Here is a 12,433-nt window from a genome sequence, read left to right on the forward strand (position 1 = left end):
ATCGCTGATGGCCCGGATGGATTACGATCCCTCGAGCCGCGTCTCGTTCGGCTGCCCCGACGAGTTGCTCGAGACGCTCGACGAGATCGCCGACCGCGAGGACAAGAACCGCAGCGAGAAGCTGCGCGAGCTGGTCCAGAACGAGGTCGACGCGAAAGGCGATCTCCACGGCCCCCAGCCCGTGCTTCCCGACGGTGAACGGCTCGCCGACGCCTACCGGATGCTTCACCAGCGGGCGTCGGCTCCGCACAAAAGCAAGCGTCGCGTGACCCTCGAGGCCGCGAAAAACAAGCTCTACGACAACGATACACCGAAGAGCGCCGTGCTCGATGAGATTATCAAGCCCCTCGAGAGTGAGGGCTACGTCTCAGTATCGCCGGGCAACCAGGTCGTGTGGGTATACGTCCGACCGATGCTCTACACCGACGGTGAAGACATCGTCGAGCCGGGAGAGGAAGCAATCGCGTAGCGCCGTCGCTGATTTCATTTCAACTGATTCCCGATCGTCATCCGGTCTACGGTCTGCAGCTACTCATTCGTCGATTATCTGGTTCGCTCGTACAATAACGTATATCAGAACGAGTCCAGTACCGACTGCGAGGATAAACTGGCTTACGAGTATGAACAAGAAGCCGAGCCCGGAGGTCAATCCTAGTAGGCCGTCAAAAACGATCCGAAAAACGAGAGGGATGAGAGCGACCAAAGCAACGGCTCCAATGAGCCTCGCAAGGGGTATTGCTTCTTTGATGAGCTGAGCGGTATCGAGTTCTCCGGTATCGGTATCGACGAACGGTCTGGAGGGCGACATCTGTCAAAGAAGATGTGCTCATAATAATATATTTTGCGACCTGTATTATCTGAGCGATCCGCCCATGCTAACGCTGTTTCCGGCGTACAGGCCCTTCAACTCGCGCGGCTCGAATACGAGGACGACCTCGTTCTCGGTCGGGCCGACCTCGACATCGACCGGCGTGTACCACGTATAGTCGACGCCTTTCCGCCCGGAACTCGCCACGAGGACGAAGTCGTCGTAGTTCGAGCGGAGGGTGTAGACGGTGAACGTCCCGTCATCCGCGACGGGGCCGACCGTTGGGAGATCGCCCATCGCCATGATGTACTTCGCATCGCCGAGCGGATTCCCGTCAGTATCGACGGCTATGCCCCTGAGAGAGCGGAAATACGAGCCAGGAATGAGCGTGGTTTGCTCGAGGCCGCCACCGAACGGCGAGCGCGTTCGGGGAGATCGCGCCGAAGCCGCCGGGCCGTAGTCGAGCGCGTTGAACGCGACCGTCTGCCGAAGTGGGTCGGTTCCGGGGCCGAGGCGCGAGGTCGTCGTGAGCGCGGTCGTCGGCTCCGGATCCGGCGGTGGTCCGACCGCCCTGTTCCTCCTCGTGGTCGTCGTCATGCCATCGCTTGCTTCGGCTTCGAACGCGACCGTCTGCCGGAGTGGGTCGGTTCCGGGGCCCAGACGCGAGGTCGCCGTGAGCGGTGTCGTCGCTACCCCACCATCGCCCATCGCGGCGGAGGTAGTGAGCGTCACCATGCTTATTCGTGCCTCAGGCCGGCGCTCACGACGTTGTTGGTGCTCGCGCCGGACTTTTTGAATATCTTGTACGTGGTGCTATCGTGAGTGAAGTCGTCGCCGTGGGCGCCACCCTCCTGATAGTCGTTTGGGATGGCCTCGCGGAGATAGGCAACCGGTACGTCCTGGCTGGTGTTGTTGAAGGCCGCCGGGTAGCGGAAGAAGAACGTATCGTCTTCGCTCGAGGGGTTGATGATTCCCCAATCGGCCTCCTCGACGGGTGCTGAGGGGTATCCCACTCGATCCACGTTCCACGTTCTCGCTCGGGTCCAGTAGGAGTCGAAGCCGTAGGCGATACTGTGGCAGCGGTGCGTGGTTTGAGTGAGCGCGACGAACGGGACGGCGGTATCGTTGAAGAACCGGTTATCAAGGTACTCGAAGACCGTGATAGAGGCGATGCCGTTGTTGCCGTCGTTGTTGTTCCAGAGGCCGATATTTAGCCCGTCGGAGTTCGCCGAAATGACGTAGCTCACCGAGTTGCCTCGGATCGTGTCGCGGCTCAGGTTATTCGAGCTCCCCCACACGCCGAACGTTCCGCCGTTCCATCTGTCGTAGCCCTCGTTATTGCGGTCAGCGTAGGTATCGGTGAGGTAAAATCCCACGCCGTCCCTGAGGTTGCCGTCATCGGCGCTCTCGACGTTCGTATCACCCGCCGGGTGATGTTCAGTCGCGTCCCAATCTGAGGAGTACACGAACCGGATTCCCGACACGTCGTCGTTGTCGTGATTGTCGTATCGGGAGCCATGCAGGTACATGAGGAGGAACGTCCCGGTGTTGCTGTCCTCGAGTACCCGAGCGTTGTTGTGCCAGTCCGTGTCTTGTGGCGTCGATCCGTCGTCGTTGCTGGCCTTCGCGGTGCCGTCGTTCACGACGTAGCTGTCCGCGTCGGACCAGTTGCTAAACGACGTGAGGGCGCCTGCTATGTCGTCTACAAGCGTTGCGTACGTCGCCGTCTTCTCTCCGATTACAGTCATTTGTTGGCTTTGACGATTACCTGCGTGTCGTTCGTGCTGTCACTGCGCTTGCGAATCCAGACGCTCGAGGCACCGAGGCCGCCTTCTGGGGCTTCGTGATACGGTGCGTTCCCCGGCTCGAGCGGGATCTTCCGGTAGTCGCCTTCCGACCGGAATGCGACATAAATCGGCTCGGTGAATCCCCAGATTGTGACCGAGGTCGCCGAGAAGCCCCAGTTGAGGCGTTCCTCGTCCGTCGAGGTCACCGGAAGCGGCTCCTCCGTGACGAAGTACGGGGCCTCCTGGCTGTCCTCCGACTGGTGGTCGATCGCCTCGAGGGCGTTCTCCCCGCGCTGCTCGAGCAGTTGTGCGAGTAGCAGTCGGTTGGTGTCGTTTTCGACGAGATCGTCGGGCCACGATGTCGCCTCGAGGCCGTACTTCGCGAGAATGCGCTCGACCTGGCTATCCGGGCCGAACGTCGAGCTGCCGACCATCAGGCATCCCCCTCCTCTGGCTCGCCGCCGTCGGTCGCGACCGTCCGGACATCTCGACGGAGCGCCTTCAGCGTCGCCGTGTGTTCGTGGATTGCCTCGAGCCATTCGTTCCGTTCATCCCGTCGTTCGCCGCGTTCCTCCCGATAGAGTTTGTACATGAGGAGGAACGCGACGGTTGGGAATCCGAAGTTGTTGAGCAGCGTCGTCGGCTCCATCTCAGATCAGCCCTCCGGCGAAGTCTGCTGCGCCGCCGACAAGATCCTGACCTGCGTCGACTGCTCCGTCGACAGCGTTGCCGCCGTGCTCGACCGCACCGTCGACGACATCGTCGCCCGTTTCGACGGCCCCGTCGACGGCGTCGTCACCAGTCGAGATCATGCCGCCGAAGAGGTCGCCGCCGGTGTCGACCACGCCGCCGGTGAGGTCGCCCACGAGGTCGCCGGTACCGTCCGCGGTATCGGTCGCACCGCCCCAGATATCGCCGACCACGTCGCCGTAGAGATCGCCGGCGCCATCTGCAGCGTCTTTCGAGCCGCCCCAGATGTCGCCGAGCACGCCGGTGGTCCCGCTCCAGGCATCGCCGTACATATCGCCAGTGCTGTTGGCGACATCTTTCGAGCCGCCCCAAATGTCACCAATAGCGCCGCCGATTCCGCCGGCAGCGTCGGTCGAGCCGTCCCACACGTCGCCGGCTGCACCGCCACCGCCAGCGGCCGCGTCTTTCGAGCCGCCCCAGAGGTCGCCGAGTGCGTCACCGAACCCAGACGCTGCCTCACCGGCACCGTCGAAGAAGCCGGTGAACCGATAGACGACGTAGGCGAGCGCGATCGCGCCGACTGCGAGTGCGACGTTGAACCCCTGACTGTTCTGAGCCGCGTCGCTCACGTCGCTCGAGACGTTGCTCACGGCGTCGGCAGCAGGGTCGGCGACATCACCGACCGTGTCGACCGCTCCACCAGCCTTGTCAACGGCTTCGCCGGCCGCAAGCGCGGCTGCAGGACCCGGCATTAGCTCACCTCCATGTCGATACCGTTCGTGGGGCTCGGCACGGCAATCTCGCCGGCGAGCCCGTGCGTGTGTCCGATCATGCTCGAATCGTGACGAAGACCAGTAGCACCACCTGCAGTGCGAGCAGGGCGATCATGAGGTCGTCCTGCGTCCACTGCGTCCCGGCGACGAGCTGCTCCGTCGGGCTCGAGGGCGTCGCCGGCGTCGAGGTAGTCGTCGCAGTGACGGCTACCTCGCCCGGTCCAGTGCCGTCCGAAAGGCCACCCTGCACGATGGATCACTCTCGAACTCCGATCATGTCCTGCTTGACCGCCGCACCGAGCCCCTCGATACGGGCCTCCGTCTGGAACCGCGGCAGCGACAGCAGGGCGTTGCGGGCTCGAGGTGTCCCGTTCGTCCGCTCGGGTGCCTCGAACGCGACGGTATAGGGCGCGTCGACGACGACCTGCAGCTTGAACTTCCGCGGAAGGTACGGCTGTAGCGGCGTCCGCTCGAAGCCGAAGCGAACCTCCTGTTGCGCCTGGTCTCGCGTGTGCAGGATCGCCGTCTGCGCCTCCTTGAGCGTCTGATTGACTTGGCCGCCCGCTCCGGGCGCGGTCTTGCGGATCTCGACCGATGCCGGATCGCGCGGGACGTAAAAGACGTCGAGGTCGGTGTCGGTGCTCGTCGACGTGTAATCGAACGAGTTGCCGGCGAAGTCGACGCTGTCCGGTTCGACGACCGTGCCGTCCTCGTAGAGGACAAACGATTCGGTCGACGGCGAGTCGATCGCGTTGTGCGAGAGGTCGAACGTTTCCTGCTCGTCTGCCGTCCCGTTGGTGGTGAAGTGCTCGTACGCCGGGAGGACGAGTCGAAGCTCGCTGTCCGGGTCGTCTCGGAGCTGGAGCGGCCGACCGAGCTTGGTTTCAGCGACGACGCTCGCCTCGTCAGGGGTACCTTCCTGGATTGTGAACTCGCGGAGGGTGAGGCTCCCCGGAACCCAACTGGCCTGCTTGAGTTTGTGTTTGATCGCCATTACTCGAGGTCCACCTCCGCCAGCGCCGACTCCTCGAAGTAGATCTCACTCTGTGAGTGGTCGATCTGGGCCGACGAATCGACGAGGATGTACGCTTCGTCGATGTCCCTCACCTCGAGCTTGTTGCCCTTGAGCTGGTGTTTGACGGCGTCGACCTTGCGTTCGTCCTGCTGGTCGGAGACGCTGTTCTTGATGTAGCTCGCGATCGTCGCCTTCGGGTCCGAGACGACCTGAATGCTCTCGTCGGTCGGGGACTTGTAGCCGAGTGCGAGGCGCGTGTTCGCCGGGAGCGGGTTGCCGTTCGAGTCGTTGAACTTGCCGTAGATCGGTAGGCCGGATTTATCGCCGACGCTGACGGCGTTCCGGATGAGTACCCCGACACCGTCTTTGGGGCTGATCGTGAGGACAGGCGTGAGTTGATCGCTGATGTTGGTCTGCGTGGTGACGTACTTGCTCACGTCACCGAGGGCAGCGTACAACGAGAGGCTCATCTACGCCAGCACCTCGTTGATCATCCCCTGGGCATTGAACCGTTCGGCGGCCTCGCGGACGACGAACGCGCCCGAGCCGAGGGTGAACGCTCGGTTTCCGACGACCATCTCGCCGACGGCCATCCCGCCGATGCCGAAGATTTCCGACGGGAGCATCGTCCCCGTCGCGGTGTCGACGAGGTACGGTGCGAGGTAGCCGCCTGCGACCATTCCAACGTCCATCCACACATCACTGTCAGTCAGGACCTGCGTGGCCTGATCGAAATTCATCGCCATGCGAGTCCAATCAACCGGCCGAATTCGGATATAAGAGCGCGTCAGGACCGCAGTCTGTTGACGTAGCTGGTGGCGGTGTGCGGTGATCTGCAGTCAACTGCTGTTGCGAGACGACCCGTCCTCCAAAACTCTCGTCTCGTATTTGGAGTGGGACCGTCTTAGACACCAGTAATCAAATTGGTTTAAGAGCGATATGATTAACAGGCCGGGGTTCGTGGTATAGTCAAATGCGGACTCGAGAACTTCCGGAAGAGGCCCCCGGGCACTATCGCGAGTCTCATCCACATCCATACTACATCCCAGACAAGCTCCCTCTCTCGACACGGATCGATGTCGACGACGAACTCACGGAGCTTCTCGCCGATGCGTCCTTTCAGCTCGGCCGAATCGACGGTATCAGTCCAACCGTCGATTTCTCACCGGTACTCTACACGTCTCTCGTCCGGCTCGAGGCCGTCGAGACCGCGGAAATAGAAGGAGCTGATGTCGACGTGGACGAGGTATACGCCCACCATACTCGGACCGGCAGAGACGAGAACGTCGATGTGAGTCGGGACTTACAGGAGGTTCTGAATGCCGAGCGCGCCCTTCAAAAGGGATTCAACGCGATCAAACAGGGCGAGCCGATAACGCTCGAACTCCTCCAGTCGCTTCACGAACTGCTCCTCGAAAACGTTCGCAACGAAGGTGAGGTTGTCGGAGACTGGCGGACGACTGATGTCCACCTTCCCTCTCCGTACGCCAGCCAACCGCCGTTCGTTCCCCCGCCGCACGGATCGGTTCCCGAGCTGATGGACTCCCTGGAGACGTACATCCAGATGGGCGGCCAACATCACCCGCTCGTTGATCTCGCAATTACACATTATCAGTTCGAGACGATTCATCCCTGTGAGGACGGGAATGGTCGGCTTGGTCGCATTCTCATCGTGTTGCAACTCTGCGCTGAAGGATACCTGAGCGAGCCGTATCTCTATCCGAGCGCCTATTTCAATCGCAACAAGCAGGAGTACGTCGAGAAGATGCGCGCTGTGAGCGAAACCGGAGACTGGCGAGATTGGATTACGTTCTTCATCGAAGGGATCGAGGTACAGGCGCGAGACTCGTACGAGCGGACACAGCGGTTGATGGACCTTCGGCGCGACTACGAACAGCGGTATCCGCATCAGAAAACGAGCCATCGCCTCGCGCGGGGCGTCTTCGACATGCCGTACTTCACTGCCAACGATGTCCAAGCGGAGTTCGATGTCAGTCGACAAACCGCGTATAACGCCATCGAGGAGTTAGTGTCCGACGGTGTTCTCGTCGAGACGACCGGCAACCAGCGGAATCAGGAGTACAAAGCGATCGATATCTTCGACATCCTCGAGAGAAGGCCGGATCACTAGCTTGGAGATCGTGGGTTCACTGCCCGCTACGTCGTCGGACAGAACTGCTTCGGGTGTCCTCGAGATCCTGCTCGAAGTCCGCCATCAAGGCCCCAACGACATCGGCCCGCGAAAGTTCGTGACCGCGACGGTCCTCGAGGTGGTTTTGAATCCGTTCGAACTGATCGGCCTTGCTCCCGCGGAGCGTGATGTCGGTTCGCATCGTGAGTTAGTCGTCGAAGGGGTGTTTGATCCGGACCCGGTCGCTGCCGTAGTGCGTGCTCTCGAGCGTCCAGTCGCGTGAATCGATACGTCTGAGCGTCGTGTCGTCTGAATAAATCCACTCGGAGCCGATCGTGTTCCCTTCGGCGTCAGTGAACCGCTGCAGCGTCAGTGGTTCGCCATCGACGAGCAACTCATCGGGAAGCGTCCGCGGACAGGTCTCGGCGTCGGCCTTGTGAACGTCAGCCGGGTACTCGACGATCCCGCGGACCTTATCGAGGTCGTTCCCGCTGCCGAAGCCGCCAAGCATCGACGCCTGACACTGCGAACAGATGTCCTCGTCGAGTTTCGCGAAGCGCTGGGTGACCCACGCGACGCCCATTCCGTCACCGTGCCACGTCGTCGCGAGCGTGTCGAAGGCATCGGGATAGCCCTTGTCCTGTGGTGCGAGCCGATGAGCCTCGTCCAAGCCCAGAAACGTGCGTTCCTCGAGTTGGGCAAGCGCCTCAATCGCCGTCGCGATCGCCTCACGCCAGGTGTCGTCGGTCATTCCGTCACGGGCCAATTGGAGGCTGCCGTTGTCTTCGAAGATCTGCCGCCACTCGGACCGTGACAGCTCCTCCGTTCCGGGTCGAAGTGGGAGCCGCTGCAGCAAGCCCGACTCAACCAGTCCGGTGTACTCGTCCTTGTAGTCGACGAGGACCGTTCGATCGTACTCGGGCGCGTTGCGCTCCGTGTACGCCTGCAGGCCGTAGCTCTTCCCCCAGTTCGTGCGAGCACCGAACGCGAGATTCATCGATCCTCCGAGTCGACGGCGTCGGTTACGTCGCGAATCCCCTGCTCGGCCATCTCGAGACCACCAGCGAGGGCTTCCTCGAGGACGGCCTGCTGTCGCTCGTCGGACCACTCGACGACGGCCTCGCGGAACGTCTCGAGGTCGTCGACATTGAAGCGGGCCCGAACGTGGGCCGTCGCAAGTTCGTCGACGCCGCCCTCGACGCCCTGCTCGCGGTAGCGGTCGGCCCACGTCTCTTTGGTCGTCTGCCATTCCTCGTCGGTGAGGTCGGCGTACTGGGCGGCTTCGTCGGCGTTGTCGATGTCGATCGCCTCCTGGACGTACCACGAGGGAAGCGACTCATCGACCATCGCGAGCGCCATCGAGCGGATTTGCTCGACGCGGTCGTCGACCGACGGCAGCCCCTCGAGTTGGTCGACATCAGCGTCGACGGCTTCCTGCAGGTCGGCGACGGCTTCCATGATTCGCCGCTCGCGGTGGGCGACGATCGAGAGAAACGCCTCGGCCTGCTGGCTCTGGAAGAACTTCGTCGCGAGGGCCTTCCGCGGATCGCCGCCGGTCGCGAGATTTCGGAGGTTCATGCCTCCACCTCCGCGGTGGCTCCGCTCATAGAGTCGATCGCCCCGTCGAGCATCTCCGTGTCCTCAACGAGGACCATCACGGCGAACAGCGATGTCATCGCGACGAGGCCCTGACCGGGCCCGAGTTCCGAGCTGCCACTCAGGTTCTCTCGGTACCACTGGTCCATGTACTCGTCGAGGTCGAGTTCCTTCGCGAGGTCTGCGTACTCGTCGATCACCGCCGAACGGTCGTCGACACCCGAGCCCATCCGATCCTGGCTGATGGCAGCGCCGGCCCCGAGCGCCCGGCAGTAGACGTGGCCGACCGTCTTCCGGTCGCCGGTGCTGGCCCTTTCGTCGGTGTCGTTCGGCTCGTCTGCCGGGTCGTCGACATCGACATCCTCACCATCAGCGTCTTCGGAGTCGGCTGCCGCGACCTGCTCGGCGATTTCCGGATCGATCTCGGCGTAGGACTCTTCCTCGAGTTCAGCTTCCGGTTGGCCGTCGGCGTCGTCCTGGTCGTTAGTCAACGAGACCACCCCCGGCTTCGCGGTCGATGTCGTTGCCGCTCGAGTTGTCCTCGTCGGATGTCGGAGTGGTCGAGTCGACATCGATCGTGTTCGACCGCCGACGCCGCCACAGCAGGATCAGGATGGCCACGGCGACAGCCGCTCCGATGAGGATGGCAGTGGCTCGGAGACTCGGGCCGCTGCTCGAGCCAGTGCTCGAGGCACTCGAGGGGCTGCTTTGACCCCCTTGAGTGGCCCCTTTTTGCTGGTCGTTTGGCTGCTCGTCTGGGTCCCACGGGTCGGTGCTGTCTGCGGGTTTCACTTGCTCGTCTCCCTGTTCGTCGTTGCTCTCGTCAGTCGAGTCGCTGCTCGAGGGGCTGGGTTCACCCCCTTCGTTGCTGCTTGTTGCCTGCTCGTCTGGCTGCTCGTTGCTGCTCTCGGTTGCTTCGGGTTGCTGCTCGTCGCTGCTCTCGACCCCGTCGCCGTCTGCGCCTTCGCTGCTGGTCGGTGCCTCCTTCCAGGCCCCTTCGCCCCTCGCTCGCTGGTGGTCGTCACCACTCTTCGCGTTGATGTGGCTCCTGACCGCCTGCCTCGAGGCGAAGGGTGGTTGCTCGTCGTTCCATTCGTCTTCGTGTTTGTCGCACCCCTCAACGGGGCAGAAGTAGTCGGTCATCAGTAGGATCCAGTAATGTAGCGGGCGAGTCGGCAGTTCTTCAGCGTCCGCGAGTGGCCGTCGTAGCCACCGGCCGGTTCGGTCTGTTCGAGGGACGAGCGCTCAAGGACATCCTCGAGGTCGGGCGTGACGTGCCACGATTGCTGGCCGACGGGAGTGTCGACCCAGACAACTGGCCAGTCGGCGTGCCAGTACCAGCCAGCGTTCTCTCGTCCCCAGGTGAGTTTGATCGCTCTTGCGTAGGCGATCGCGAGGAGATTTCGGTCGTGATAGACATCGTCAATTTCCTTGTCATTAGTCGGTGGTGGGTTGTCTGCACCCATGCTCAGAGGGATTCGTGAGCGACTGATAGCGGTCGGGAATATCATAGTCTCGTACTGGTGAGACCAATGTTTAAACAGGTTCAGGACCAGTTAGGAACGTAGCCATGCCGATCCATCAGTTGACACAAGTTGGTCGTACGTCGGGCGGTGTTGTACTCCCGAAAAGCGAGCTTCGGGCGCTTGGATTGGTCGACGAAGAGGGGAACGTGAAAGATCAGCCAGTGCGGGTGACGCAGACAGATGCAGGGACGTGGGAAGTTTCCGTGATCGATCCGAATGATTACCCGAAGCTGGAGGCATAGAACGTGACCGATCAGCCCACTCTTCCAGAGGACGATGAACTCGAGGATATGGATTCCAACGAGGTCCGCGAGCGACTGCTCCGATTTATCGTCAAGCGAGATATGGACCGCCACCGCGATGTCTACGACGCCTTAGCCAACGAGTAGTCGATTTCGCGGCGAAACTTCTTAGCCGCTGCATACACGATGCATACATATGAGTACATCCATCCGTGTCTCGGACGAGACGAAAGCAAAACTCGACCGCCTCAAGCGCGACGACGAGAGTTTCGACGAGTTACTCGAGCGATTGGCGAGCGACGAAGAGCCGATCACCGTCGGTGCATGGGATTCGGATACCGCCGACCGGGCCCGCGACGCTATCGATCGATCGCGTAAGAGCTTCGAGCGATGACGTTTCTCGATTCGTCGGTCATCATCGACATGCTCGAGGGCGTCGATGAAACTGTTGCATTCGTCGAATCACAAGATGAACCGTACCTCACGTCGGCGATCTGTGTCTACGAGGTCCTCGCCGGAACGCTCGGCAGCGGCGACACCGATCTCCGGGCGGAGCGCCAGCACTTCGGCGGCGTCCATTCGCTTGAGTTCAACGAGGAGATCGCGCTCGAGGCAGCTCGGCTACAAGACGAACTCCTCTCCGATGGCGACCGGATGGCCGTTCGCGATTTGATGATCGCGGCGACCGCCCGTTCGACCGGCGATCACCTCGTCGTTGCGGATTCGGACTTTCAGACGGCCGCGCTCGAGTCGAAAATGGAAGTGACGAATCTTCGGGACGATTGATCCCTGTCCGCGAAGCCGGTCCTCGAGGACATTTCAAGCGGGATAGGGGCCAATATCTGAACGAACGACTCAGTCTTTCATGTTCTGTAGAGACAAAACTGGGCTTCGAGGACACCAGAATTTGCTAGGTACAACTACGTCGATTCAGTAAGTCGCCGAACTTTTGAGCGAAGCTTTGTCTTTGAAATTCCGCCTCTGTCGGCTTTCGCGTGACATCCGGGACACAGAACAATCAGGTTGGATGGCTTATTTGGACCGCCTTCGCTACGTGGTTCGATATGATGGACCTCTGGTTGATCAACACGCTCACCACACCACTCGCACTGTTGATCAGCTCGATCAAAATACAACTCATCCTTCAGTGATTGTGGTGCAGGCGGTGTCCGTTTAGTCTCCCCATTAGATTCACTGTTCGTGGTACTTGATTCCTCATCGCTATCTACCGTCGTGAGGAAATCCCATGCTTCACCTGCTCCGCTTGTAGAGAACAGCACGGCAGCCCAACCGAAAATTGCTCCCCCGACCATCACCATCCCGCTACCGAGATAGAACGCTGGTGATCCAACGGTAAAGCTAGATGAATAGAGGACAATCAGACCGGTTAGTGATAATGTCAGTGCAAATCCTCCTGGTGGAAGATCCTCAAGCGCATCAGCGAGATTTTCATCGACTTCGCCTCCAGAATATCTGAGTTCTGCTCCTCTATTTTCGATATTAGAGTCAACAGCCGGTCCGAAGCTACTGATTGCAGAGGTAGATCCATTTGCGACTATTTCATCAAATATATCTTTAGCTTCTGAAGGAGAGTCTGCCTCATAACTGGGCACGCCGATAGCAGATCGATCGTTGAAGACAGCGGGTTCATAGTCAGAAGTAATGATATTAGCCTCTACAGTCTTATCGTATGTTACATCGTAGAGCCCCTCCTCAACCTTCTCAAGTCGCCATTCTCCCTCTCGCCGTACAACGCCCATGAGAGAAAGGATAGATTCAACCAAAATATAACTTCTGCTGATATTACTTGACTCCGGCAAATCGAGTCTGCGAATTATCTACTAGAGACCAGAGAAGTGTGTCCG

Annotated in this window: 23 protein-coding genes; 6 read left to right on the plus strand and 17 right to left on the minus strand. The window is 60.6% G+C overall.

From position 1 onward, the window contains the following. Positions 1–16: 16 nt before the first annotated feature. Complete coding sequence (locus tag NKH51_RS00825; RefSeq protein WP_254765182.1) at positions 17–469, plus strand: ribbon-helix-helix domain-containing protein; 453 nt, start codon at positions 17–19, stop codon at positions 467–469. A 63-nt stretch (positions 470–532) separates the two neighbouring features. On the opposite strand, the gene NKH51_RS00830 is transcribed toward NKH51_RS00825, so the two are convergent. The 10 genes from NKH51_RS00830 to NKH51_RS00875 form a co-directional block, all read right to left on the minus strand. Beyond that, the gene (locus NKH51_RS00830; RefSeq protein WP_254763349.1) at positions 533–808 is read right to left on the minus strand and encodes a hypothetical protein; all 276 of its coding nucleotides are present in this window, start codon (positions 806–808) and stop codon (positions 533–535) included. A 45-nt stretch (positions 809–853) separates the two neighbouring features. Further along, complete coding sequence (locus tag NKH51_RS00835; protein WP_254763350.1) at positions 854–1,543, minus strand: hypothetical protein; 690 nt, start codon at positions 1,541–1,543, stop codon at positions 854–856. Positions 1,544–1,545: 2 nt separating this feature from the next. Then, complete coding sequence (locus NKH51_RS00840) at positions 1,546–2,556, minus strand: hypothetical protein (RefSeq protein WP_254763351.1); 1,011 nt, start codon at positions 2,554–2,556, stop codon at positions 1,546–1,548. Further along, the gene (locus NKH51_RS00845) at positions 2,553–3,029 is read right to left on the minus strand and encodes a hypothetical protein (protein ID WP_254763352.1); all 477 of its coding nucleotides are present in this window, start codon (positions 3,027–3,029) and stop codon (positions 2,553–2,555) included. Before NKH51_RS00845 ends, NKH51_RS00840 begins: the two co-directional genes overlap by 4 nt. Further along, positions 3,029–3,244 (minus strand): hypothetical protein, encoded by a 216-nt coding sequence (locus NKH51_RS00850; RefSeq protein WP_254763353.1) that lies wholly within the window; start codon positions 3,242–3,244, stop codon positions 3,029–3,031. The genes NKH51_RS00845 and NKH51_RS00850 overlap by 1 nt, the downstream gene beginning before the upstream one ends. Position 3,245: 1 nt before the next feature. Further along, positions 3,246–4,037 (minus strand): phage tail protein, encoded by a 792-nt coding sequence (locus NKH51_RS00855; protein WP_254763354.1) that lies wholly within the window; start codon positions 4,035–4,037, stop codon positions 3,246–3,248. Positions 4,038–4,113: 76 nt separating this feature from the next. Continuing rightward, on the minus strand, positions 4,114–4,308 hold the full coding sequence (locus tag NKH51_RS00860; RefSeq protein WP_254763355.1) for a hypothetical protein: 195 nt from the start codon (positions 4,306–4,308) through the stop codon (positions 4,114–4,116). A 6-nt stretch (positions 4,309–4,314) separates the two neighbouring features. Further along, positions 4,315–5,052 (minus strand): hypothetical protein, encoded by a 738-nt coding sequence (locus tag NKH51_RS00865; RefSeq protein ID WP_254763356.1) that lies wholly within the window; start codon positions 5,050–5,052, stop codon positions 4,315–4,317. Continuing rightward, a complete protein-coding gene (locus NKH51_RS00870; RefSeq protein WP_254763357.1) occupies positions 5,052–5,543 on the minus strand; it encodes a hypothetical protein in 492 nt (163 codons plus the stop codon). The genes NKH51_RS00865 and NKH51_RS00870 overlap by 1 nt, the downstream gene beginning before the upstream one ends. Beyond that, positions 5,544–5,819 (minus strand): hypothetical protein, encoded by a 276-nt coding sequence (locus tag NKH51_RS00875; RefSeq protein ID WP_254763358.1) that lies wholly within the window; start codon positions 5,817–5,819, stop codon positions 5,544–5,546. It abuts the gene before it with no gap. Between the two features lie 227 nt (positions 5,820–6,046). On the opposite strand from NKH51_RS00875, the gene NKH51_RS00880 reads away from it, so the two are divergent. Continuing rightward, positions 6,047–7,204 (plus strand): Fic family protein, encoded by a 1,158-nt coding sequence (locus NKH51_RS00880; RefSeq protein WP_254763359.1) that lies wholly within the window; start codon positions 6,047–6,049, stop codon positions 7,202–7,204. Between the two features lie 16 nt (positions 7,205–7,220). Here NKH51_RS00880 and NKH51_RS00885 read toward each other — a convergent pair whose 3' ends face one another. The 6 genes from NKH51_RS00885 to NKH51_RS00910 are packed head-to-tail and all read right to left on the minus strand — an operon-like array spanning position 7,221 to position 10,266. After that, positions 7,221–7,406 (minus strand): hypothetical protein, encoded by a 186-nt coding sequence (locus NKH51_RS00885; protein WP_254763360.1) that lies wholly within the window; start codon positions 7,404–7,406, stop codon positions 7,221–7,223. Between the two features lie 6 nt (positions 7,407–7,412). Then, positions 7,413–8,201: an ATP-binding protein gene (locus NKH51_RS00890; RefSeq protein WP_254763361.1), complete on the minus strand. Its 789-nt coding sequence runs from the start codon at positions 8,199–8,201 to the stop codon at positions 7,413–7,415. Beyond that, positions 8,198–8,782: a hypothetical protein gene (locus NKH51_RS00895; RefSeq protein ID WP_254763362.1), complete on the minus strand. Its 585-nt coding sequence runs from the start codon at positions 8,780–8,782 to the stop codon at positions 8,198–8,200. The genes NKH51_RS00890 and NKH51_RS00895 overlap by 4 nt, the downstream gene beginning before the upstream one ends. After that, positions 8,779–9,300, minus strand: a complete 522-nt coding sequence (locus NKH51_RS00900) for a hypothetical protein (protein WP_254763363.1) — start codon at positions 9,298–9,300, stop codon at positions 8,779–8,781. Before NKH51_RS00900 ends, NKH51_RS00895 begins: the two co-directional genes overlap by 4 nt. Next, entirely contained in the window at positions 9,284–9,943 is a 660-nt protein-coding gene (locus NKH51_RS00905; RefSeq protein ID WP_254763364.1) for a hypothetical protein, read from the minus strand. Before NKH51_RS00905 ends, NKH51_RS00900 begins: the two co-directional genes overlap by 17 nt. Beyond that, positions 9,943–10,266: a hypothetical protein gene (locus NKH51_RS00910; protein WP_254763365.1), complete on the minus strand. Its 324-nt coding sequence runs from the start codon at positions 10,264–10,266 to the stop codon at positions 9,943–9,945. Before NKH51_RS00910 ends, NKH51_RS00905 begins: the two co-directional genes overlap by 1 nt. A 104-nt stretch (positions 10,267–10,370) precedes the next feature. Between NKH51_RS00910 and NKH51_RS18970 the strand changes: the two genes are divergently transcribed. Genes NKH51_RS18970 through NKH51_RS00925 form a run of 4 tightly spaced genes read left to right on the plus strand, consistent with a single transcriptional unit; the run spans position 10,371 to position 11,354 of the window. Beyond that, positions 10,371–10,568 (plus strand): DUF8053 family protein, encoded by a 198-nt coding sequence (locus NKH51_RS18970; protein WP_486633424.1) that lies wholly within the window; start codon positions 10,371–10,373, stop codon positions 10,566–10,568. Between the two features lie 3 nt (positions 10,569–10,571). Then, positions 10,572–10,715 (plus strand): hypothetical protein, encoded by a 144-nt coding sequence (locus NKH51_RS00915; RefSeq protein ID WP_254763366.1) that lies wholly within the window; start codon positions 10,572–10,574, stop codon positions 10,713–10,715. Positions 10,716–10,764: 49 nt separating this feature from the next. Then, a complete protein-coding gene (locus NKH51_RS00920) occupies positions 10,765–10,962 on the plus strand; it encodes a DUF7557 family protein (protein ID WP_254763367.1) in 198 nt (65 codons plus the stop codon). Next, positions 10,959–11,354, plus strand: coding sequence for a PIN domain-containing protein (locus tag NKH51_RS00925; RefSeq protein ID WP_254763368.1), 396 nt, complete (start codon positions 10,959–10,961; stop codon positions 11,352–11,354). Before NKH51_RS00920 ends, NKH51_RS00925 begins: the two co-directional genes overlap by 4 nt. A 134-nt stretch (positions 11,355–11,488) precedes the next feature. Here the strand turns inward: NKH51_RS00925 and NKH51_RS00930 are convergent, their stop codons facing one another. Further along, complete coding sequence (locus NKH51_RS00930) at positions 11,489–12,328, minus strand: HNH endonuclease (protein ID WP_254763369.1); 840 nt, start codon at positions 12,326–12,328, stop codon at positions 11,489–11,491. Positions 12,329–12,433 lie beyond the last annotated feature (105 nt).

It is taken from the genome of Natrinema marinum (genome assembly GCF_024296685.1).
Taxonomy (GTDB): Archaea; Halobacteriota; Halobacteria; order Halobacteriales; family Natrialbaceae; genus Natrinema; species Natrinema marinum.